19 protein-coding genes are annotated in these 21,181 nt (G+C 71.4%); 6 read left to right on the top strand and 13 right to left on the bottom strand.

The features are described 5' to 3' along the window. Window positions 1–85: 85 nt before the first annotated feature. Together M1203_RS33960 and M1203_RS33955 are read left to right on the top strand one after the other, a co-directional pair. Window positions 86–1,699 (top strand): iron ABC transporter permease, encoded by a 1,614-nt coding sequence (locus M1203_RS33960; protein ID WP_249953705.1) that lies wholly within the window; start codon window positions 86–88, stop codon window positions 1,697–1,699. Then, window positions 1,699–2,781: an ABC transporter ATP-binding protein gene (locus tag M1203_RS33955; protein WP_249953704.1), complete on the top strand. Its 1,083-nt coding sequence runs from the start codon at window positions 1,699–1,701 to the stop codon at window positions 2,779–2,781. The genes M1203_RS33960 and M1203_RS33955 overlap by 1 nt, the downstream gene beginning before the upstream one ends. Here the strand turns inward: M1203_RS33955 and M1203_RS33950 are convergent. The 6 genes from M1203_RS33950 to M1203_RS33925 all read right to left on the bottom strand — a co-directional run bounded on the left by M1203_RS33950 (window position 2,730) and on the right by M1203_RS33925 (window position 8,894). Next, window positions 2,730–3,305, bottom strand: a complete 576-nt coding sequence (locus M1203_RS33950; protein ID WP_374404662.1) for a nuclear transport factor 2 family protein — start codon at window positions 3,303–3,305, stop codon at window positions 2,730–2,732. The two genes, M1203_RS33955 and M1203_RS33950, sit on opposite strands and share 52 nt — an antisense overlap. Window positions 3,306–3,346: 41 nt before the next feature. Further along, window positions 3,347–4,471 carry an LOG family protein gene (locus M1203_RS33945; RefSeq protein ID WP_249953703.1) on the bottom strand — a complete coding sequence of 375 codons (1,125 nt, stop codon included), beginning with the start codon at window positions 4,469–4,471 and terminating at the stop codon, window positions 3,347–3,349. Between the two features lie 289 nt (window positions 4,472–4,760). Further along, on the bottom strand, window positions 4,761–6,074 hold the full coding sequence (locus M1203_RS33940; RefSeq protein WP_249953702.1) for a hypothetical protein: 1,314 nt from the start codon (window positions 6,072–6,074) through the stop codon (window positions 4,761–4,763). Further along, window positions 6,056–6,784: an ABC transporter ATP-binding protein gene (locus tag M1203_RS33935; RefSeq protein WP_249953701.1), complete on the bottom strand. Its 729-nt coding sequence runs from the start codon at window positions 6,782–6,784 to the stop codon at window positions 6,056–6,058. Before M1203_RS33935 ends, M1203_RS33940 begins: the two co-directional genes overlap by 19 nt. Before the next feature lie 230 nt (window positions 6,785–7,014). Further along, window positions 7,015–8,394, bottom strand: coding sequence for an aspartate aminotransferase family protein (locus tag M1203_RS33930; protein WP_249953700.1), 1,380 nt, complete (start codon window positions 8,392–8,394; stop codon window positions 7,015–7,017). Further along, the gene (locus M1203_RS33925) at window positions 8,379–8,894 is read right to left on the bottom strand and encodes an Lrp/AsnC family transcriptional regulator (protein WP_249953699.1); all 516 of its coding nucleotides are present in this window, start codon (window positions 8,892–8,894) and stop codon (window positions 8,379–8,381) included. The genes M1203_RS33930 and M1203_RS33925 overlap by 16 nt, the downstream gene beginning before the upstream one ends. Window positions 8,895–9,087: 193 nt before the next feature. On the opposite strand from M1203_RS33925, the gene M1203_RS33920 reads away from it, so the two are divergent. Together M1203_RS33920 and M1203_RS33915 are read left to right on the top strand one after the other, a co-directional pair. Next, entirely contained in the window at window positions 9,088–10,527 is a 1,440-nt protein-coding gene (locus M1203_RS33920; protein ID WP_249953698.1) for a gamma-aminobutyraldehyde dehydrogenase, read from the top strand. A gap of 297 nt (window positions 10,528–10,824) precedes the next feature. Next, window positions 10,825–11,697: an MIP/aquaporin family protein gene (locus tag M1203_RS33915; protein ID WP_249953770.1), complete on the top strand. Its 873-nt coding sequence runs from the start codon at window positions 10,825–10,827 to the stop codon at window positions 11,695–11,697. A gap of 59 nt (window positions 11,698–11,756) precedes the next feature. Here M1203_RS33915 and M1203_RS33910 read toward each other — a convergent pair whose 3' ends face one another. The 6 genes from M1203_RS33910 to M1203_RS33885 form a co-directional block, all read right to left on the bottom strand. Further along, the gene (locus M1203_RS33910; protein ID WP_249953697.1) at window positions 11,757–13,001 is read right to left on the bottom strand and encodes a serine hydrolase; all 1,245 of its coding nucleotides are present in this window, start codon (window positions 12,999–13,001) and stop codon (window positions 11,757–11,759) included. Between the two features lie 101 nt (window positions 13,002–13,102). Further along, the gene (locus tag M1203_RS33905; RefSeq protein WP_249953696.1) at window positions 13,103–13,813 is read right to left on the bottom strand and encodes a response regulator transcription factor; all 711 of its coding nucleotides are present in this window, start codon (window positions 13,811–13,813) and stop codon (window positions 13,103–13,105) included. Further along, window positions 13,810–15,012, bottom strand: a complete 1,203-nt coding sequence (locus M1203_RS33900) for a histidine kinase (protein ID WP_249953769.1) — start codon at window positions 15,010–15,012, stop codon at window positions 13,810–13,812. Before M1203_RS33900 ends, M1203_RS33905 begins: the two co-directional genes overlap by 4 nt. A 112-nt stretch (window positions 15,013–15,124) precedes the next feature. Further along, window positions 15,125–15,940: an SAM-dependent methyltransferase gene (locus tag M1203_RS33895; RefSeq protein ID WP_249953695.1), complete on the bottom strand. Its 816-nt coding sequence runs from the start codon at window positions 15,938–15,940 to the stop codon at window positions 15,125–15,127. Between the two features lie 111 nt (window positions 15,941–16,051). Continuing rightward, a complete protein-coding gene (locus M1203_RS33890; protein ID WP_249953768.1) occupies window positions 16,052–16,810 on the bottom strand; it encodes a glycerophosphodiester phosphodiesterase in 759 nt (252 codons plus the stop codon). A 2-nt stretch (window positions 16,811–16,812) separates the two neighbouring features. Next, window positions 16,813–17,838, bottom strand: a complete 1,026-nt coding sequence (locus M1203_RS33885) for an adenosine deaminase (protein WP_249953694.1) — start codon at window positions 17,836–17,838, stop codon at window positions 16,813–16,815. 167 nt (window positions 17,839–18,005) lie between these two features. On the opposite strand from M1203_RS33885, the gene M1203_RS33880 reads away from it, so the two are divergent. Beyond that, entirely contained in the window at window positions 18,006–18,806 is an 801-nt protein-coding gene (locus M1203_RS33880) for a DUF4190 domain-containing protein (protein ID WP_249953693.1), read from the top strand. 55 nt (window positions 18,807–18,861) lie between these two features. Here M1203_RS33880 and M1203_RS33875 read toward each other — a convergent pair whose 3' ends face one another. Then, window positions 18,862–19,458, bottom strand: coding sequence for an NADAR family protein (locus M1203_RS33875; protein ID WP_249953692.1), 597 nt, complete (start codon window positions 19,456–19,458; stop codon window positions 18,862–18,864). A gap of 181 nt (window positions 19,459–19,639) precedes the next feature. Between M1203_RS33875 and M1203_RS33870 the strand changes: the two genes are divergently transcribed. Further along, complete coding sequence (locus M1203_RS33870; protein WP_249953691.1) at window positions 19,640–21,157, top strand: gamma-aminobutyraldehyde dehydrogenase; 1,518 nt, start codon at window positions 19,640–19,642, stop codon at window positions 21,155–21,157. Window positions 21,158–21,181: the final 24 nt, after the last annotated feature.

Genomic DNA, 21,181 nt, shown 5'->3' with positions numbered 1-21,181 from the left:
CCGGGCCGGGCGAAACCGGGGCGGGCGAGATCAGGGTGGGCGTGGCCGGGCCGGGGGGCGCGCGAACGCCGTCCGGCTCGCCCTCATGGCCCTGCCCGTCGCCTTCTTCGCGGTCTTCTTCGCCTACCCGGTGGCCGCGATCGTCGGCCGGGGACTGAAGACGGACGACGGCTGGCGGTTCGGCCGGATCGGGGACGTACTGACCCGCCCGGACATCCTCGACGTCCTGTGGTTCACCACCTGGCAGGCGCTCGCCTCCACCGCGCTCACCCTGCTGATCGCGCTGCCGGGCGCCTATGTCTTCGCACGTTTCGACTTCCCCGGCAAACAGCTGCTGCGCGCGGTCGTCACCGTCCCGTTCGTGCTGCCGACCGTGGTCGTCGGCACCGCCTTCCTGGCGCTGCTCGGGCGCGGCGGACTCCTCGACGACCTGTGGGGCCTCCGGCTCGACACCTCCGTCTGGGCGATCCTCCTCGCGCATGTCTTCTTCAACTACGCGGTGGTCGTCAGGACGGTGGGCGGCCTGTGGTCGCAGCTCGACCCGCGCCAGGAGGAGGCGGCACGGGTGCTCGGCGCCGGACGGCTCGCGGCCTGGTGGCGGGTGACGCTGCCGGCCCTCGGCCCCGCCGTCGCCGCCGCCGCGCTGATGGTCTTCCTCTTCACCTTCACCTCCTTCGGGGTCGTACAGATCCTGGGCGGCCCCGGCTTCGCCACCCTGGAGGTGGAGATCTACCGGCAGACCGCGCAGCTCCTCGATCTGCCCACCGCCGCCGTGCTCACACTGGTGCAGTTCGCGGCGGTCGGCGCGGTCCTCGCGGTGCACGCCTGGACCGTGCGGAAGCGGGAGACCGCGCTGCGGCTGGTCGATCCCGCGCTGACCGCCCGCCGGCCGCGCGGCGCCGGGCAGTGGGCGCTGCTCGGCGGGGTGCTCGGCACCGTACTGCTGCTGATCCTGGTGCCGTTGGGCGTCCTCGTCGAACGCTCCCTGAGCGGTTCCGGCGGGTACGGACTCGACTTCTACCGGGCCCTCGGTTCGGTGGACGCCGCCGGCGGCACCTTCCTCGTACCGCCGCTGGAAGCGGTCTGGAACTCCCTGCGGTACGCGCTCGTCGCGACCGTCATCGCGCTGCTGGTGGGCGGACTGGCCGCCGCCGCTCTCACCCGGCGCGCGGGTCGTCTCGTACGGGGCTTCGACGCGCTGCTGATGCTGCCGCTCGGGGTCTCGGCCGTGACCGTCGGCTTCGGCTTCCTGATCACGCTCGACAAACCGCCACTGGATCTGCGGGCCTCCTGGATCCTGGTGCCACTCGCCCAGGCGCTGGTGGGGGTTCCCTTCGTGGTACGGACGATGCTGCCGGTGCTGCGCGCGGTGGACGGACGGCTGCGTGAGGCGGCGGCCGTCCTCGGGGCGTCGCCGCTGCGCGCCTGGCGGGAGGTGGATCTGCCGATGGTACGGCGGGCGTCGCTGGTCGCCGCCGGGTTCGCGTTCGCCGTCTCGCTCGGCGAGTTCGGTGCGACGGTCTTCATCGCGCGACCGGACCGGCCGACGCTGCCGGTGGCCGTGGCCCGGTTGCTGGGACGGCCCGGCGAGCTGAACTACGGCCAGGCGATGGCCCTTTCCACGGTCCTGATGGTGGTGTGCGCGGTGTCGCTGCTGGCGCTGGAACGTATCCGTACCGACCGCTCGGGAGAGTTCTGATGGCCTTGCTGACCCTGTCGGACGTGACCGTACGGTTCGGCGCCCGCACCGCGCTCGACGCGGTGGATCTGGAGATCGCCGAGCACGAGATCGTCTGTGTGCTCGGGCCGAGCGGCAGCGGCAAGTCCACGCTGCTGCGCGTGGTCGCCGGACTCCAGGAGACGGCCGGCGGCCGGGTGGCGCTCGACGGCGCCGACCAGTCGGGGGTGCCCGTACACCGGCGCGGGGTCGGCCTGATGTTCCAGGACCATCAGCTCTTCCCTCAGCGCGATGTGCGCGGCAATGTCGCCTTCGGCCTCCGGATGCGTGGCGCCGCCCGGGACGAACAGGCCCGCCGGGTCGAGGAGTTGCTCGACCTCGTCGGACTGCCGGGAGCCGGCCGCCGGGCCGTCGCCGAGCTGTCCGGCGGCGAACAGCAGCGGGTCGCCCTGGCACGCGCGCTCGCGCCGAGCCCGCGGCTGCTGATGCTGGACGAACCGCTCGGCCAGCTGGACCGCGGCCTGCGCGAACGACTCGTGGTCGAACTGCGCGGCCTGTTCGGACGGTTGGGCACGACCGTGCTCGCCGTCACCCACGACCAGGGCGAGGCCTTCGCGCTCGCGGACCGGGTGGTGGTGATGCGCGACGGCCGCATCTCCCAGACCGGCACGCCGCTGGAGGTCTGGCAGCGGCCCGCCTCCGCCTTCGTCGCGCGGTTCCTCGGCTTCGACAATGTCGTGGACGCGACCGTGGACGGCTCGGGCGCCGACACGGTCTGGGGCCGGATCCCGGTCCCCGACGGATCGGCCCGGGGCGAGCGGACGGTGCTGATACGGCCCGCCGGTGTACGTCTCGTGGCCCCGGGCCAAGGGCTGCGCTGCACGGTCGGGGCGCGTACGTTCACCGGCGGCCGGGTCACCGTGCTGCTGCGGCCCGCCGGGTCGGCCGACGCGCCGGACATCGAGGCCGAGTGCGGGCTGCGCGACGCGCCGGAGGAGGGGGCGGAGGTGGGTGTCGCCTTCGCCGCCGAGGAGGTGGTGGTGCTGGCCGCTCAGGACCGGCCGGGCGTGCAGGCGGCGGAGATGGCCAAGCTGTCCTCGTAGACGCGATAGCGGGTGATCAGGCCGTCCTCGACGGTCAGCCGCATAGCGAACGGCGAGCGGAACGTCCTGCCGGTGGACCGTACCGTCCCGGCGAGCGTGCCGCTGAGCATCGCCTCCTTACCCTCCACGACGAGCGCGTCGACCGAACCCGCGGCCGGATCGGGGGTCTGGCCCTCGGCCAGTTCACGGAAGTGGTCCGCGACATCGGCGCGGGTGGCGCGCGGCCGGATCCACGGGACGGCGGGGTTCTCGGCGATGTGCCAGTCGACCTGTTCGGCGAAGAGGGCGGCGATCCGGCCGGGATCGCCCTCCGCGATGCGGCGCAGCAGCTCCTGAACGGTGGCGCGGGTCCGGTCGGCGCCCGTGCTGGCGGTGCCGTTGCTGGTGCCGGTGTGGTCGGTACGGAGGGTGGCCGCGCTGTCGGTCATCTCGTCGTCTCCCTGTGTCGGGTCGAGCCCGTAAGGGCCCCACGAGGACGAGCCTGCCGCGCCCCGCGCCGCCACGTCGATTACCTCGCGGGTCATGGCCCCGCGGTGCCCGGCCCGGCTGGTTGTCGGCAGGTGCCTCAGCCCGCCGCGAGCCGGGCCAGTGCCGCCGGTGCCTCGTCCACCGTGTCGACGAGCGCGATACGGGACTCCATCCGGCGTTCCCGCGCGAGCGCCGTCAGCAGTGGCCAGGCCGGCAGTCGCTCCGTCCAGTGGGCCCGGTCGACCAGGACCATCGGGGTCGGCTCTCCGCGCGACTCGTAGTAGTTCGGCGTCGCGTTGTCGAAGATCTCCTGGACCGTGCCCGCCGCGCCCGGCAGGAAGACCACCCCCGCGTTGGAGCGTGCCAGCAGGCCGTCCTCGCGGGTGGCGTTGGCGAAGTACTTGGCGATGTGCGCCGCGAAGGCGTTGGGCGGCTCGTGACCGTAGAACCAGGTGGGGATCCCGATCGACGCCTCGCCCTTGGGCCAGCGGGCGCGTATGTCGAAGGCGGCCCGCGCCCAGTCGGATATGGAGGGGACGAACGACGGCGCGTCCGCGAGGATGCCGAGCGCCTCGTCCAGCATCTCGTCGGGGTGGGCCGCCGCGTACGCGCCGAGGTTCGCGGCCTCCATGGCACCGGGACCGCCGCCGGTCGCCACGGTCAGTCCTGAACGGGTGAGCGAGCGGCCGAGCCGTGCCGCGCCGGCGTACGCGTCGGTGCCGCGCGCCATCGCGTGGCCGCCCATCACGCCCACCACCCGGGCGCCCACCAGGAGTTCGTCCAGCGCGTCGGAGATCGCGTCGTCGTGCACCGCGCGCAGCATGGACGCCAGGATGTCGCCGTCCGACTTCGTCCGCTGGAACCACGCGTACGCGCGGGCGTCGGGCGTGGCCTCGTAACCGCCCTCCGCCAGCCCCTCGAAGAGCTGGTCGGGCGAGTAGACGAAGCCCCGGTACGGATCGAACGGGAGATGCGGAACGGGCGGGAAGACCATGGCGCCGTCGGCCCGTACCTTGTCGGCGGCGCGGGGCTCCATGGGACAGCCGAGGAAGACGGCGTCGGTGGTGTCGGTGCGGAGCAGTTCGGGCGTACGGGCCGTCAGATCGACTGACTGCACCCGGTATCCGCCGAGCGTTCCCGCCCGGACGACCTCGTCGAACTCGTCAAGGGACTCGATCTCGCGGTCCTGGGCGTGCGCGGGAGACGCTGCGTCGTTCGGCATGGGGTCACGATAGGGCGTGGCCCGCGGGGAGTTGAGGCCCGGTCCCCGGCCTTCGTGCCCCGAGCGGTCGGCCTTCGGCCCCGGACAGCCGGAACCGGCCGTGCCCCGCGCTCGGGCGGGGCACGGCCGGTTCCGGGACAAGCGCCGCTCAGGTGGTCAGCGGGATCGCCGCCAGGGCCGCCACCGCCCAGGTCAGCGGGGCGAACACCACGAGGATCGTGGTCGCCCGCACCGCCGCCGCCGTACGNGCGCTGGGGGGGGCCACGGCCGGTTCCGGGACAAGCGCCGCTCAGGTGGTCAGCGGGATCGCCGCCAGGGCCGCCACCGCCCAGGTCAGCGGGGCGAACACCACGAGGATCGTGGTCGCCCGCACCGCCGCCGCCGTACGCAGGAGCGTGGCGGGGGCGCCGAGCCGGTACAGCGACTCGGTGGTGGCGAAGCGGGCCTGTCTGGCCTCCAGGAACGCCGTCAGGACCGTGGCCGCCGTACAGCCGATGACCAGGGTGGCGCCGAGGCCGGTGAGCGCGCCGAAGGGCCGTTCGTCACCCGGCCCGTACAGGGACGCCGCGGCGAACGCGCCCGAGACCACCGCGCACAGCACACCGAGCGGGCGCCCGATGGGGCGTGCCTCGGCCATCAGCGTGCGGCCCGCCAGCAGCCGGACCGCGCCTGGGCGCATGGCCTGGAGCAGCAGCCCACAGAGATGGGTGATCCCCGGCCCCGCGAGGGCCAGGCCGATCGCCGTCAGCGCCCAGCCCGCCAGCACTCCGGCCGAGCTGCCGTCGAAGTGGCCCGGCAGCGGCGGCGGGGTGCCGGTGCCGCCACCGCCCCGGCTCGCGTAGGTCTCGACCGCGAGCCCCGCCGCCGCGATCGCGACACCCCACGGAAGACCGGCCGGCGCCGGTGCCGGGTCGGGGACGCGTACGGGCGCCACGACCCTGGCCTCCTCGACGACCGTGTCCGGGGCCCGCGTCGCGTCCGCGTTCTCGGCCGCGGCGGTCTCCAGGGCCTGGTCCGACGCAGGGTCCGCGTCCGCGGCAGGCGCCGCGGCGACGGCGGGCCGGGCCGGCGCCCTGACGGGAGCGGGCCGGAGCCCGGTCGTGGTGCGCGTGCGCAGCGCCAGCCAGGTCGTCACCGTCGCCACCACCGGCACCGCCGCCAGCAGCGTCAGCACCGCGCCCAGCGGCAGCGGCCGGCCGGCGGCGAGCAGCTTCGCGGCGTCGCCGTCGAACGGCATCCCGGTCAGATCACCGCGCAGATGCAGGAAGAACAGCAGCGCCACCGCGCTGCCCAGCGTGCAGGTCACGGCGGTCGACGAGGCGGCCAGCGCGGCGAGCCGGGACGGCCCGAGGCCCACCGCGGACAGCCCGGAGCGTGGCAGGGTGCTCTGATCGGTACGGGCCGTGGCGACCGCGAACTGCACCGTCGCGGCCAGCGGGATCAGACACCAGAGCAGCCGCGACTGGGACCCGGCCGGATGGTCCAGTGCCCAGCCCAGTGTGCACAGCAGAAGGAAACCGACCCCGGCCGAGGCCGCGGCGACCAGCAGCCGGCGCAGCAGGACCATGGGGTGCGTGCCGAGGCCTAGACGGAGAGCGAGCACGCGGCCCGGCCTTCCGCCTCGGACGGCCGGGTCGAGTTGACCCGTCGTCCGTCCACCAGTGAGACCGTACGGTCGGCGAGCGCCGTGAGTTCCTCGTCCAGGGTGGCGAGGACGACCGTGATCCGGTGCGAGCGTGCCGCGGTGGTCAGTGTGCGCAGCACCTGCGCCCCGTCCGAGAGATGCAGCGCCGCCGTCGGCTCGTCGGCGAAGAGCACCGACGGCGTGGTGACCAGTGCGCGGGCGACGGCGACGCGCTGCCGCTGGGCCTGGTACAGGGCGTAGGGACGCTTTCGGGCGCAGGTGGCGATGTCGAGGCGCTCCAGCCACTCCATCGCCGCCGTCTTGGCGGCGCGATGGGGCGCGCCGAGCATCAGCAGGGGCAGGGCCGCGTTCTCCCAGGCGTTGAGCTCGGGGACGAGGGACGGCTCCGGGCCGATCCAGCTGAAGCGGTCGCGGCGCAGCTGTTCGCGGAGCGCGGCGCTCATGGTGTGGACCGGCGAGTCGTTGAACCAGACCTCGCCCTCCTGTGGCACCAACTGGCCCGACAGGCACTGCAGCAGAGTCGTCTTGCCGCTGCCGCGCGGGCCGCTCACGGCGAGGATCTCCCCCTCGCGCACACCGAGCGAGACGCTGTCGAGTGCGGGGGAGCCGTTGTGGGAGTAGTTCAGAGAACGCGCCCAGAGCACGTCGTTGTCGGGTGGGGCCACCATTGGCGTACACCTCGGTTCGGATTTACCTCCCCCGTTCGGGGGAACGAAGGCTGCGACGATCGGTCACAGGGCACGGTAGGTATTCGAAGCCGGGAGTACGGACAGCACACGGCCCGGGCGCCGCCCTTCTCACTCGAAAGGCGGCACCCGGGCCGTCCCCCGGGGTGGGTTCCGTACGGTCGATTCGGTGACGGAACCACCCGGGGACACTCTGTGCCGGATCGTCACCGTCAGAGCTTGGTCCACGCCTCCGTCAGCACGGACCGCAGGATTCCCTCGATCTCGTTGAACGTCGACTGTTCGGAGATCAGTGGCGGCGCCAGCTGCACGACCGGGTCGCCGCGGTCGTCGGCCCGGCAGTACAGACCGCTCTCGTACAGCTTCTTGGAGAGGAAGCCGTACAGGACGCGCTCGGTCTCCTCGCTCGTGAACGTCTCCTTGGTGGCCTTGTCCTTCACCAGCTCGATGCCGTAGAAGAAGCCGTTGCCGCGCACGTCGCCCACGATCGGCAGATCGTGCAGCTTGCTGAGCGTGTCGAAGAAGGCGGACTCGTTGTCCAGGACGTGCTGGTTCAGGCCCTCGCGCTCGAAGATGTCGAGGTTGGCGAGACCGACCGCCGCCGAGACCGGGTGGCCGCCGAAGGTGTAGCCGTGCAGGAAGGTGTTGTCACCCTCGTAGAACGGCTCGGCGATCCGGTCGGAGACGACGCACGCGCCGATCGGGGAGTAGCCCGAGGTCATGCCCTTGGCGCAGGTGATCATGTCCGGTACGTAGTCGAACTTGTCGCACGCGAACATCGTGCCGAGCCGGCCGAACGCGCAGATGACCTCGTCGGAGACGAGCAGGACGTCGTACTGGTCGCAGATCTCGCGGACCCGCTGGAAGTACCCGGGCGGCGGGGGGAAGCAGCCGCCCGCGTTCTGGACCGGCTCCAGGAAGACCGCCGCGACCGTCTCGGGGCCCTCGAAGAGGATCTGCTGCTCGATCTGGTCGGCGGCCCAGCGGCCGAAGGCCTCGGGGTCGTCGCCGTGGATCGGGGCGCGGTAGATGTTGGTGTTCGGGACCTTGTGCGCGCCGGGGACCAGCGGTTCGAACGGCGCCTTCAGGGCCGGCAGACCGGTGATGGACAGGGCTCCCTGCGGTGTGCCGTGGTAGGCGACGGCGCGCGAGATGACCTTGTACTTGGTCGGCTTGCCGGTCAGCTTGAAGTACTGCTTGGCGAGCTTCCAGGCGGTCTCGACCGCCTCGCCGCCGCCCGTGGTGAAGAAGACCTTGTTGAGGTCGCCCGGCGCGTAGTGGGCAAGCCGCTCGGCCAGCTCGACGGCCTTGGGGTGCGCGTACGACCAGACCGGGAAGAAGGCCAGCTCCTGCGCCTGCTTGTAGGCGGTCTCGGCCAGTTCGTGGCGGCCGTGCCCGGCGTTGACCACGAACAGTCCCGAGAGACCGTCCAGATAGCGCTTGCCCTGGTCGTCGTAGATGTAGGTGCCCTCACCACGCACGATGGTGGGCACGGGTGCGTTCTCGTACGACGACATGCGGGTGAAGTGCATCCACAGGTGGTCGTACGCGGTCTTGGAGAGGTCCTTGCTCACGGCTATCGGGTTCCCCACATGTAGGTCTGCTTCTTCAACTTGAGGTAGACGAAGCTCTCGGTGGATCGCACGCCGGGGAGCGCGCGGATCCGCTTGTTGATCACATCCAGCAGGTGGTCGTCGTCCTCGCAGACGACCTCCACCATCAGGTCGAACGAGCCCGCGGTCATCACCACGTACTCGCACTCGTCCATGGCAGACAGCGCGTCCGCGACGGGATCCAGATCGCCCTCGACATGGATGCCGACCATCGCCTGGCGCCGGAAACCCACGGTGAGCGGGTCGGTCACGGCGACGATCTGCATCACGCCCTGGTCGAGCAGCTTCTGGACGCGCTGGCGCACGGCCGCCTCGGAGAGGCCCACGGCCTTGCCGATCGCGGCGTACGGGCGCCGTCCGTCCTCTTGGAGCTGTTCGATGATGGCGAGGGACACGGCATCGATGGACGGCGATGATCCGTTCCCGGTCCTGGAATCTGTCCTGGACTCTGTTCTGGAGTCTGCGCTACGACTGGCCACGCGCCTCACTGTGCACTGCGACTCGTCCGTCCCGCAACCCTGTATCGATGAAATTCGTTGTTGAGGCGACCGAATCTCACCGAATCCGAAGTTGTGGAGGGGTCGGCCTGTCGAAAGCGTCGACCGACCGATTAAGGTGGGTGTCTCACCCATCGGACATTCCGATACGTAACTTCCGACAGGAGGGGTGGCAGTGACCACCGAGCTGCGCCGGCTGCGTAACTACATCAACGGAGAGTTCCGGGACGCCGCGGACGGGCGGACCATCGAGGTGGTCAACCCGGCCACGGGCGAGGTGTACGCCACCTCCCCGCTCTCGGGGCAGGCCGACGTCGACGCCGCCATGGAGGCCGCCGCGGCGGCCTTCCCGGCCTGGCGCGACACCACTCCGGCCGAACGCCAGAAGGTACTGCTCAAGATCGCGGACGCCTTCGAGGAGCGGGCGGAGGATCTGATCGCCGCCGAGTCCGAGAACACCGGCAAGCCGCTGGAGCTGACCCGTACCGAAGAGCTCCCGCCGATGGTGGACCAGATCCGCTTCTTCGCGGGCGCCGCCCGGATGCTCGAAGGCCGCTCGGCCGGGGAGTACATGGAGGGGCTCACCTCCATCGTCCGCCGCGAGCCGGTCGGTGTCTGCGCGCAGGTCGCGCCGTGGAACTACCCGATGATGATGGCCGTGTGGAAGTTCGCGCCGGCCCTCGCCGCGGGCAACACCGTGGTGCTCAAGCCGTCGGACACCACCCCGGCCTCGACCACGCTGATGGCCGAGATCATCGGCGCGATCGTCCCCAAGGGCGTCTTCAACGTCATCTGCGGCGACCGCGACAGCGGCCGTGCGATGGTCGAGCACCCGATCCCGGCGATGGCCTCGATCACCGGTTCCGTGCGGGCCGGCATGCAGGTCGCCGAGTCGGCGGCCAAGGACGTCAAGCGTGTCCATCTGGAGCTGGGCGGCAAGGCGCCGGTCGTCGTCTTCGAGGATGTCGACATCGCCAAGGCCGTCGAGGACATCGCGGTGGCGGGCTACTTCAACGCCGGACAGGACTGTACGGCCGCCACCCGCGTCCTCGTCCACGAGTCGATCCACGACGAATTCGTGACGGCGCTCGCGAAGGCCGCCGCCGACACGAAGACCGGCGCCGCGGACGACGAGGACGTGCTGTACGGCCCGCTCAACAACGCCAACCAGCTGAAGCAGGTCTCCGGCTTCATCGAGCGGCTGCCCGCCCACGCCAAGGTCGAGGCCGGCGGCCACCAGGTCGGCGACAAGGGCTACTTCTACGCCCCGACCGTCGTCTCGGGCCTCAAGCAGGACGACGAGATCATCCAGAACGAGGTCTTCGGCCCGGTCATCACCGTCCAGTCCTTCACGGACGAGGCGCAGGCGCTGGAGTACGCGAACGGTGTCGAGTACGCCCTCGCCTCCTCGGTGTGGACCAAGGACCACGGGCGGGCGATGCGGATGTCGAAGTCGCTGGACTTCGGCTGTGTGTGGATCAACACCCACATTCCGCTGGTCGCGGAGATGCCCCACGGCGGCTTCAAGAAGTCCGGCTACGGCAAGGACCTCTCGGCGTACGGCTTCGACGACTACACGCGTATCAAGCACGTGATGACCTCGCTCGACGGCTGACACGCCCACGGGAGCGCGTCCCGGCAGAGCGCGGAATTCCCGCCGGAGGGGCGGGCGGTGGACTTCTTGTCCACCGCCCGCCCCTTTCCTATGCGCAGGGCGAACAATCCTCACCCGAATGGCTCCCCTGGCTGTGTGACATTCCCTCAGCTGCGTGCCGGGCTCGCCGGGCGCATTCCGCCGGACGGTCCTACAGTCGCTTCTATCCCGTCAGGAGCAGGAGGAGCAATGGCGACCACCAGTACGGAGACCACCAGTACAAAGCGTCGCGGCTACCGGGAAGGGCTCAATGGCGAGCTGCTCGCGGAATTCCTGGGAACGTTCGTACTGATCCTGCTGGGCTGCGGGTCGGTGGCCGTGGCCGTCGCCGGACTTCCCGGATCGGGCCGCCAGACGGTCGCCTTCGGCCCGGCGAACTGGCTGATCATTTCCTGGGGCTGGGGACTCGGCGTGGTCTTCGGCGTATATGTCTCCGGAGGTATCAGCGGAGGGCATATCAACCCCGCCGTCACGCTCGCCTTCGCCGCGCGCCGCGGATTCCCCTGGAACAAGGTCCTTCCGTACTGGGGCGCCCAACTCCTGGGCGCTTTCCTCGGCGCCGCCGTGGTCTTTTCCGCGTACAGCTGGGCCATCGACGATTTCAATGGCAAGGCCGGAATCGCCAGGGACCAGTCGCTCTCCACCTTCTCGATCTTCGCCACTTTCCCGGCCGAGTACTTCGGTAGTTCCTGGTGGGGTCCTTTCCTGGACCAGCTCATCGGCACCGCGATTCTCCTCATCCTGGTCTGCGCGCTCATCGACACTCGCAACAGCGGACCTCTGTCGAATCTCGCACCGTTCCTGATCGGTCTGGTCGTCTTCGCGATCGGACTGAGCATCGGGACGAACGCCGGGTACGCGATCAACCCCGCGCGTGACTTCGGGCCACGGCTGTGGACGTATTTCGTCGGCTGGGGGGACATCGCGCTGCCGGGCACTTTCCAGTGGTTCAGCGGCTACTTCTGGATCCCGATCATCGGGCCGCTGGTCGGCGGGCTCATCGGCGTCTTCGTCTATGACTTCTTCATCGGGAAGGTGCTGACGGAGCGTGCCAAGGAGGTGAAGCCGCCGGAGAAGCTCAGGGCGGACGAGCCGGGACCGTCCAGGGAGGATCCGGGCGCGGACGTGTGACGGCGCGGTCGGGGCCGGTCCAGGGACCGCTCCCGACCCGGACCGGTCCAGGGGCCGGGCTACGCGGCCGGGGCCGGACCGGCGGACGGGGCGCCGAACGTGGCGACCATCAGCTTCAGCGCGGTCGGGTTCATGTCAGGGCCCTTCGCGTCCGTCGCGTTGACGCTGTACACCAGGGTCCGGGAGAGATCCCGGGTGGCGCCGATCACCGTGTTGTAGCCCCATCGTCCGCCCGACTTGCCCCACACCTGTCGGCCCCCGAGCGTCGTCACCGACAGACCGGCGCTGTACGCGGCGGGGTCGCCCGAGACATGGTCGCGCACGGACGGGGCAGGCAGGCTGAACATCTCCTCCAGCTGCGGCTCCGGCACGACCTGGCCCCGGAACAGGGCCTGGACGAACTGTTCGAGATCGGCGGTGGTGGAGATGAGATCGCCCGCCGCCCAGCTGCTCGTGTTTCCCCACACCGTCACATCGCGCAGTTCGACCTCCCCCTCGGAGCCGCCGGCCCGGGGGAAGGACTGGTAGCCGCGGTTGTGCGGCCCCTTGATACGCGGATCGTCGCCGGGGAAGTACGTGTCGCGCAGACCGAGCGGTGCCAGAACGCGGCTCCGGACCTCGTCCGCGTAGCGCGCGCCGGTGACCTTCTCGATCAGCAGCCCCAGCACGGTGTAGTTGATGTTGAGGTAGTGCTGCGCGGCGCCGGGGGCGAACTCCCGGTCCTTCGCGGTCGCCGACGCGACCATGTCCCGGGGATCGTGGCGGTCGAAGCGGTGGGCGTACGCCTCTTCGGCCGTCTCCCCGGGCAGGTCGGCCGCCGGGATCCCGCTGGTGTGGTCGAGCAGCTGCCGTACGGTGACCGCGCCGTACGCCGCCGGGATCAGCGTCGGCAGATAGGCCCTGGCCGGGCGGTCGAGGGCGACTCTCTTCTCGGCGGCGAGCTGGAGCACGACGGCGGCGGTGAACACCTTGGTCACCGATCCGGCCCGGAAGCGACCCTCCTCGTCGGCGGGGCGGCCACTGCGCAGATCGTGGACGCCCGCGCTGCCGCGCCAGCTGCCGCCGCTGCCGCCGACCCGGGCCAGCGCGGCGGTCGAGTCGGCGTCGGGCAGACCGGCGAGGGCGGCACGCAGCGCCTCGGCGTCGGGCGCGTCGCGCCGCGCGTCGGCATCGTCCGTGGGAGCGGTGCGGTGCGCGCCGCCGTGCGGAGCCGCCGTGGCGACGGCGGCCGGAGCCGCGGGGCCGGCCACGATCCCCAGAACGAGGGCGGCGGCCAGGGCGGCGGTGCGTGTGCGGGCAGGCATCTCTGGGGTCTCCAGGTGTCAGAGGCGGGTGGTGCCGACCCGTCCCATCCTGCTGAGCACCGCGCGCCGGCGGATCGCCGGAGCGAGCGGTCTTCGCGGCCTCAATCCCTCACCGGTACGGGGGAGTCGCGCACCGCGTCTCCTCCGTGGGGAGGATGTCCGGCGGTGACCAGACCGGTCTCGTACGCGCAGATGACCGCCTGGACGCGGTCGCGCAGACCGAGCTTCGCGAGCACATGGCCCACATGTGTTTTGACGGTGTGTTCGCTGACGGTGAGCGCCGCCGCGATCTCCGCGTTGGACAGGCCGCGCGCGAGATGCAGCAGTGTCTCGCGCTCCCTCGCGGTCAGGACATCGAGCCGCGCGGCGCCCGCGGCGGGGGGCCCGGCAGGCCGCCGGGTGTACTCCTCGACGAGCCGGCGGGCCACCGAGGGGGCGAGCAGGGAGTCCCCGGCCGCCACCACCCGTACCGCGTGCACCAGATCGTCGCGCCGGACGTCCTTGAGCAGGAATCCGCTCGCCCCCGCGTGCAGCGCCTCGTACACATACTCGTCGGAGTCGAAGGTGGTGAGCATGACCGCGCGACAGCCGGTCGCGCCCGTGATGGCGCGGCACGCCTCGATCCCGTCGAGCACCGGCATCCGGATGTCGAGCAGCGCCACCTCGGGGCGATGGTGGCGTACCGCCTCGACCGCCCGCGCTCCGTCGCCCGCCTCGGCGACCACCTCGATGTCCGGCTGCGCGTCCAGGATCATCGAGAATCCGCTGCGTACCAGCTCCTGGTCGTCGGCCACCACCACACGGATCGTCAACTCCCCACCTCCTCACGGGAATGTATGGGCGGCAGCGGAAGCCGTACGGTGAGCCGGAAGCCCAGACCTCCCGGGCCCGGTCCGGTGCCTGCCGTACCGCCATGGGCGGCGGCGCGTTCCCGGATGCCGATCAGCCCATGGCCGGGGACGGCGTCGGGGGCGGGGCCGGTGGGGTCGGCGGGACCCCGGCCGTCGTCGGTGACCGTGATCTCCAGGGCGTCCGCGCCGTACGCCAGCCGTATGCGCACAGAGCGCGCGGCGGCATGCCTGACCACATTGGTCAGCGCTTCCTGGACGACGCGGTAGACCGTCGCCTCCGTGTCGAGCGACAGCGGGCGGGGCCTGCCCTCGGTCACGTGGTCGACGGCGAGCCCGCCCGAGGCGACCCGTTCGACCAGCCCGGGGAGCGTGGTCAGGGACGGCTGCGGCCGGCGCGGCGGCGGCCCGGAGGCGGCGGCGGTCCCGGATGTCCCGGTGTCCCCGGCTTCCGCGGACGTTTCGGTGTCCTCGCGGAGCAGCCCGAGCATCCTGCGCAGCTGGACCATCGCGTCCCGGCCGGTCTCCGAGATGGCCTCGAAGGCCGCCTCGGCGCGCTCGGGCGCCGTGCGTACGGCGACCGGACCGGCCTCCGCCTGGACCACCATCACGCTGACCGCGTGCGACAGGATGTCGTGCATCTCCCGGGCGATGCGGGCCCGTTCACGCGCCGTCGCCCGCTCGGCCTCGATCCGGTTCGCCCGCTCCAGCTGGGCCGCGCGGTCCTCGACCGCCGCCGTATAGGCCCGGCGGGTGTGGGTCAGCCGGCCGAACGCGTACGCCGCGCCGAACACGAAGAGCGAGAACAGCAGCTCCTTGGCGTCGCGGGAGTTCAACGCGACCCCCGGGGGCACGAGCGCGAAGGTCCCCACGGCGGCCGGGACGCGGCGGCGCGCCGGGGACAGCGCGGCGACCGTGTAGAGCGCCATCAGGCTGGTGTACGGCAGGCTCTGGCCCGGACCGTCGAGCGTGAACTTGTAGAGGATCTGCGCCATCAGTACGGCGAGCAGTACGGTCACGGGCGCCCGGCGCCGCCAGACCAGCGGCAGCACGGCCAGCGTGGTCAGTCCGTACGAGGGCCAGTCGGCGGGCGGCACGTCCGGTCCGCGCGGCACGACGAACGGAATGGTCACCGCGGCCTGGATGAGCAGGGCCACCCCGATGTCGACGGCCCAGGGCCCGGCGACGGCCGGCGTTCCGGCCCTCGCGTCGCCGGCCCCCGCCTTGCCGGCGTCCGGCGGTCCCGCTGGTCCCGTTCTCCCGATTCCAGGCACGTCAGGGCTTGCGGGCCACCACGCCGAACTGGGCCACTTCCGCCGCGCCGTCGTCCCGGCGGGGGTCGGGGCGCCAGCGCGCGCAGGAGACGATGCCCGGCTCCAGCAGCTCAAGACCGGCCACGAAGGACTCGATGTCCGCCCGGCCGCGGGCGGTGATCGGCGGCGTCGCGTTCTCGTTCCAGAACCGCATGGCCTCGGCATTGCCGTCGCCGCCCAGTTCCAGCGTGGGGTGGGTCAGTACGAGATAGCTGCCGGACGGTACGGCGGCCAGCAGCTTCCGTACGATCGACCGCGCGTCGTCGGTGTCGAGGACGAAGTTCAGGATGCCCAGCATTATCACCGCCACCGGCTGCCGCAGGTCGAGCGTCGGCTCGACGGCGGCCAGGATCCCGTCCGGGTCATGGGCGTCCGCGTCGATGTACTCGGTGGCGCCCTCGGCGGAACCCGTCAGCAGCGCGCGGGCGTGCGCCAGCACGATCGGGTCGTTGTCGACGTAGACGATCCGGGACTCGGGCGCGATCCGCTGCGCCACCTCATGGGTGTTGTCGACGGTGGGCAGGCCCGTGCCGATGTCAAGGAACTGCCGTACGCCCAGGTCACCGGTGAGATGACGGACCACACGGCCGAGGAACGCCCGGTCCGCGCGCGCCACTTCGCCGATGCCCGGATAGAGGCCGGTGATCCGGTCGCCCACCGCACGGTCCACCAGATAGTTGTCCTTGCCGCCCAACCAGTAGTTCCAGACGCGCGCGTTGTGGGCGATGTCGGAGCGGATACGTCCCGTCGCGCGCGGGTCGTTGTGGTCGTCGGCCATATCTTCTCCTCTGCTCACTTCCGCACCCGCCGCACCCCCCGCACCCGCCGCGCTCGCCGTGAACACGGGAGGGACCGTCGGCTCATCATGCCCGACCGTATGCCCGGGGCTTCATGAACGACGAGTCCCGAGCAGCCCGGACAGGACATCGATCCGGTTGGTGGTGACGGAGTCGACGCCGTGCGCGATCAGCCGGCGCATGCTGCGCCGGGTGTCCACGGTCCAGGCGGAGACCAGCAGCCCGTCCCGGTGGTTGCGGTCGGCCAGCTCCCGACTGACCAGCCCGAACCGGTAGTTGAGCCAGCGTGGCCGCACCGCCGCCAGCAGGGCCGGCCGCGGTGGCGCGAGCGTCGTCCAGGTCAGGGCGATCTCGGCGCGCGCGTCGGCGGCGCGTACGGCGAGCATCGCGCTCGGGCCCGCGCAGTAGTACACGCGCTCGGCGGCGCCGCACTCGCGCACCGTGCCGACGATGGTGCGTACCGCCTCCTCGGTCGCGCCGGGAAGGTCCACCATGAAGCGGGTCCCGTCCGCACCCGGGTGTCCGCTTCCGGCCCCGGCCGGGTCCTTCGCGGTGAGCGCCTCGCGCAGCGTCGGGACCCCGCCGTCCGTCAGCTCGCGCAGCTCCTCGTACGTCAGCTCGGCCAGCCGCCGCTCATGGCCCCAGAGCCGCTCCAGCGTGGCGTCGTGCAGCAGCACGGGCTCACCGTCGCGGGTGAGCCTGACGTCGATCTCGACCGCGTCAGCGCCCCGCCGCCGGGCGGAGTCCACGGAGGGGAGGGTGTTCTCCCGTACGCGATAGGGGTCGCCGCGGTGGCCGACCGCGACGACACTCCGCGCGGCGGGGTCCCGGTCCGTCCGGTCGCCCGACATGGTCAGCGCGCGAGCCACTGGGCGGTGTACGCGTCGATCTCGGCGGTGAGCCGCTTCTTTCCGTCGCTGTCGAGGAACGAGGCCTCGACACCGTTCTTCGCGAGATCGGCCAGACCGCGCTCGTCCAGGCCGAGCAGCCGGGCGGCCACCCCGTACTCCTGGTTGAGGTCCGTGCCGAACATCGGCGGGTCGTCGCTGTTGATGGTGACCAGCACACCGGCCGCGACCATCGCCTTGATCGGGTGCTCTTCGAGATCGAGGACGGCGCGGGTGGCGATATTGGAGGTCGGGCACACCTCAAGCGGGATGCGGTGCTGGGCGAGGTAGGCCAGCAGCCCCGGGTCCTGGACGGCGCTCGTGCCATGGCCGATGCGCTCCGCGCCCAGCTCGCGCAGCGCGTCCCAGATCGTTTCGGGGCCCGTCGTCTCACCGGCGTGCGGCACGGAGTGCAGGCCCGCGGCGATCGCGCGGTCGAAGTACGGCTTGAACTGCGGCCGGGGCACCCCGATCTCGGGACCGCCGAGACCGAAGGAGATCAGCCCCTCGGGCCGCAGGTCCACCGCGAGCCTGGCCGTCTCCTCGGCCGCGGGCAGCCCCGCCTCGCCGGGGATGTCGAAGCACCAGCGCAGCACGACACCGAACTCGGCCTCGGCGCTCTTCCTGGCGTCCTCGATCGCCTCCATGAAGCCCTGCTCGGGGATGCCGCGGCTGGTCGAGCTGTACGGCGTGACCGTCAGCTCGGCGTAGCGGATGTTCTGGCGGGCCATGTCACGCGCGATCTCGAAGGTCAGCAGCCGGACGTCCTCGGGCGTACGGATCAGATCGACGACGGAGAGATAGACGTCGATGAAGTGCGCGAAGTCCGTGAAGGTGAAGTACGCGGCGAGCGCCTCGGGGTCGGTGGGCACCTTGGAGTCCGCGTGCCGGCCGGCCAGTTCGGCCACGATACGGGGCGACGCCGACCCGACATGGTGGACATGCAGTTCGGCCTTGGGCAGCCCCGCGATGAAGGGGTGCAGATCGGTCATCGGGGTCCTCCGTGTGCTGGGGCGGGTCGCCAGGAATTCACGGCGCCGGCAGGGGCGGTACGTCCGCGCTCTGCCGTGGGCCGTTCGGGTCAGGGATCATCGTAGGCCGGGCCGGTTCCGCGTGGAGCGGAGGCCGTAGCATGACGGAATTACGATGGGGGAGGCCCATGTCAGACAAGAGCGAGCAGCCGCCGGGCGGCTACGAGCCGAGTGATCCCTGGGCTCCGCCCGAGCAGCGGATCCCGCTGGACAAGCCGGCGTCACTGCCGCCGCCACCGATATCGCCCGAGCTTCCGGGACAGCCGTCCCCCGGGGGCCCGGGAGCCCCCGGGGAACCGTCGCCCGGATCGGTGCACAACATGCCGACGGTCATCGGCATGACGGCCGGAGGGCCCGAGTCCGGCGCCGTACCGCCGCCGCCCACCGCTCCCGGGGGACCGGCTCAGCCCGCCCCCGGTCCCTATGGATACCCGAGCGCCCCGCCCGCCCCGCACTCCGCCGCTCCGTACGGCGCCGCTCCGTACGGCGCCGGCGCGGGACCGGGAGCGGCCCCCGGCTACGGCTATCCCGGCTACCCGGCGGCTCCCCAGCCGTACCCGGGCGCCCCGGGGTACGGCCAGCCCGGCTGGCAGCCCCCGGCGAACGGTATGGGCGTCGCCGCGATGGTGCTCGGCATTCTGTCCGTCTGTCTGTTCTGTCTGTACGGCATCGGCGGCATCGTCCTCGGCGTACTCGCGCTGATCTTCGGCATCGTCGGCAGGAAGCGGGTACAGCGGGGCGAGGCCACCAATGAGGGACAGGCCCGCGCCGGTGTCATCCTCGGCTCGATCGGCATCGCCCTCGGCGTCATCTTCCTCGGCTTCATCATCTGGGGCATCACCCAGGCGATCAACGAGGAGAACGACAACGACTACGACAGCACCTACGACGGCTACAGCACCTCGCTGGTGGTCGACGTCACTCGGTAGACCCGGGAGGACCCGTGGCATCCGGGGGCCCGCCAGGCTCTGAGCCGACCGGTCCTCAGCCCGCGGACCCTCCGTCGTCCGAGGCCGCGCCCGCGCCCGCGGCCTCGGCCCGGAGCCGCTCACGCGCCTCCATCAGCGCCAGGCCCAGCAGATTCAGCCCGCGCCAGCGCTCGGGGTCCCGCGCCCGCTCGTCGTCCGAGGCCAGCCCGATGCCCCAGATCCGGTCCATCGGGCTGGCCTCCACGAGTATCCGGTCGCCCGTGGCCATCAGGAATCCGCGCAGCGCCGCGTCCTGCCCGAACTTGTGGACGCTGCCCTCCACCACGATGCCGAAGCGCTCGCGCTCCCAGACGGTCTCGTCGAAATCGCGCACCAGCCGCCCCGCCTTCTTGGCGAGCGCCGGATTCGCCGCCCCCAGCGCGGCGCGCTCGGCCTCCTCGTCCCCGAAGAGCCGTGCCTTGCGCGCCATCATCCAGTGCTCGGCCGTCGCGTACTCCACCCCGTCCACCGTGAACGGCGACGGCCACCACTGACTGAGACAGCTCGCCCCGAGCGTGCCGTCCCGCCGTGCCGCGTGGCCCCAGAAGAGCAGGTATTTCTCCCGCCCCGAGTTCTTCCCCATGCATGCGAGTCTGGCAGCCACCACTGACATTCCGTCCGCCGATCAGGGCGCTGAGGCGACACATGGTCGACCGATTCCGTCGCGTAACCAAAAGGCAACAACGGAATCCCTTGTTGAGGTGGCGGTGCTCTGTCAGGATCGGCACTCAATTGAAGCCGGAACAACAGCCGGAACAACAGCTGACCAACCAGCTGGAACATCGGAGAGCGTCATGGCCAACCGCTTCCAGGTGCGGGACCGCTTCGCGGACGGTGCGCAGTTCATCGGCGGACGGCCCCGCCCGGGCACCTCGGGACGTACGCACGCCGTCGTCAACCCGGCGACCGGCGAGGAGCTGTACGCGTACGAACTGGCGGGCGCCGATGATGTCGACGCCGCCGTGACCGCCGCGCGCGAGGCGTTCCCCGGCTGGTCGGGCACCACCCCGGGGGAGCGTTCCGACGCCCTGCACCGGTTCGCCGACGTCCTCGCCGAACAAGCCGACGACCTCGCGTACGCGGAATCGCTCCAGTGCGGCAAACCGATCAAGCTGTCCACCGAGTTCGATGTCCCCGGCACCATCGACAACGCCGCGTTCTTCGCGGGCGCCGCGCGCCATCTCCAGGGCGCCTCGGCCGGTGAGTACAGCGCCGATCACACCTCGTACCTGCGCCGCGAGCCGATCGGGGTCATCGGCTCCATCGCGCCCTGGAACTACCCGCTCCAGATGGCCGCCTGGAAGATCCTGCCGGCCGTCGCCGCGGGCAACACCATCGTCCTGAAGCCCGCCGAGATCACCCCCTTCACCTCGCTGATGTTCGCGGGCGCCGCCCAGCGGGCCGGACTGCCCGACGGCGTGATCAATATCGTCAGCGGCGCGGGGCCCGAGGCCGGGGAACGTCTCGTCGGCCACCCCGATGTCGTGATGACCTCCTTCACCGGCTCCACCGCCGTCGGAAAGCGCGTCGCCGAGATCGCCACCGCCACCGTCAAACGCCTCCATCTCGAACTCGGCGGCAAGGCGCCCTTCCTGGTCTTCGACGACGCGGACCTGGAGGCCGCCGTCCATGGAGCGGTGGCGGGTTCCCTCATCAACGGCGGCCAGGACTGCACGGCCGCCACCCGCGCCTATGTGCAACGGCCGCTCTACGACGCCTTCGTCAGCGGTGTCGCCGATCTGATGGAGACCGTGCGCCTCGGCGACCCCTTCGATCCGGCCACGGACCTCGGCCCGCTGATCTCGGGCACCCACCGCGACCGCGTGGCCGGCTTCGTGGAACGAGCCCGCGGCTACGCCCGGATCGTCACCGGCGGCGAGGCGCCCGGCGGGATGTGGAAGGACGGCGCGTACTACCGCCCCACCCTTGTCGCGGACGCCGCCCAGGACAGCGAGATCGTCCAGTCCGAGATCTTCGGCCCGGTCCTGGTCGTCCTGCCCTTCGACTCCGACGACGAGGGCATCCGGCTCGCCAACGACACTCCGTACGGCCTCGCCGCCTCCGCCTGGACCCGCGACGTCCACCGCGCGGGCCGGGCCACCCGTGAGATCAGGGCCGGCTGTGTCTGGGTCAACGACCACATCCCGATCATCAGCGAGATGCCGCACGGCGGGTACCGGGCCAGCGGATTCGGCAAGGACATGTCCATGTACTCCTTCGAGGAGTACACGCAGGTCAAGCATGTGATGTACGACAACACCGCGGTGGCCAGGAAGGACTGGCACCGCACGATCTTCGGTGACCGTCCCTAGGGACCGTCCGTCCGCAGTGACCAC

The sequence above is a fragment of the Streptomyces sp. 35G-GA-8 genome (assembly GCF_023534745.1).
Classification (GTDB): domain Bacteria; phylum Actinomycetota; class Actinomycetes; order Streptomycetales; family Streptomycetaceae; genus Streptomyces.
This window is presented reverse-complemented; position numbering and strand designations above follow the sequence as displayed.

What these genes read in the sequence shown, in the direction of transcription:
- M1203_RS33945 (WP_249953703.1), bottom strand. Translation starts at nt 4,471, where the DNA reads ATGCCGAACGACGCAGCGTCTCCCGCGCACGCCCAGGACCGCGAGATC.
- M1203_RS33875 (WP_249953692.1), bottom strand. Translation starts at nt 19,458, where the DNA reads ATGTCAGTGGTGGCTGCCAGACTCGCATGCATGGGGAAGAACTCGGGG.
- M1203_RS33870 (WP_249953691.1), top strand. Translation starts at nt 19,640, where the DNA reads ATGGCCAACCGCTTCCAGGTGCGGGACCGCTTCGCGGACGGTGCGCAG.
- M1203_RS33890 (WP_249953768.1), bottom strand. Translation starts at nt 16,810, where the DNA reads ATGTCGGGCGACCGGACGGACCGGGACCCCGCCGCGCGGAGTGTCGTC.
- M1203_RS33950 (WP_374404662.1), bottom strand. Translation starts at nt 3,305, where the DNA reads ATGACCCGCGAGGTAATCGACGTGGCGGCGCGGGGCGCGGCAGGCTCG.
- M1203_RS33880 (WP_249953693.1), top strand. Translation starts at nt 18,006, where the DNA reads ATGTCAGACAAGAGCGAGCAGCCGCCGGGCGGCTACGAGCCGAGTGAT.
- M1203_RS33935 (WP_249953701.1), bottom strand. Translation starts at nt 6,784, where the DNA reads ATGGTGGCCCCACCCGACAACGACGTGCTCTGGGCGCGTTCTCTGAAC.
- M1203_RS33960 (WP_249953705.1), top strand. Translation starts at nt 86, where the DNA reads ATGGCCCTGCCCGTCGCCTTCTTCGCGGTCTTCTTCGCCTACCCGGTG.
- M1203_RS33895 (WP_249953695.1), bottom strand. Translation starts at nt 15,940, where the DNA reads ATGGCCGACGACCACAACGACCCGCGCGCGACGGGACGTATCCGCTCC.
- M1203_RS33955 (WP_249953704.1), top strand. Translation starts at nt 1,699, where the DNA reads ATGGCCTTGCTGACCCTGTCGGACGTGACCGTACGGTTCGGCGCCCGC.
- M1203_RS33910 (WP_249953697.1), bottom strand. Translation starts at nt 13,001, where the DNA reads ATGCCTGCCCGCACACGCACCGCCGCCCTGGCCGCCGCCCTCGTTCTG.
- M1203_RS33885 (WP_249953694.1), bottom strand. Translation starts at nt 17,838, where the DNA reads ATGACCGATCTGCACCCCTTCATCGCGGGGCTGCCCAAGGCCGAACTG.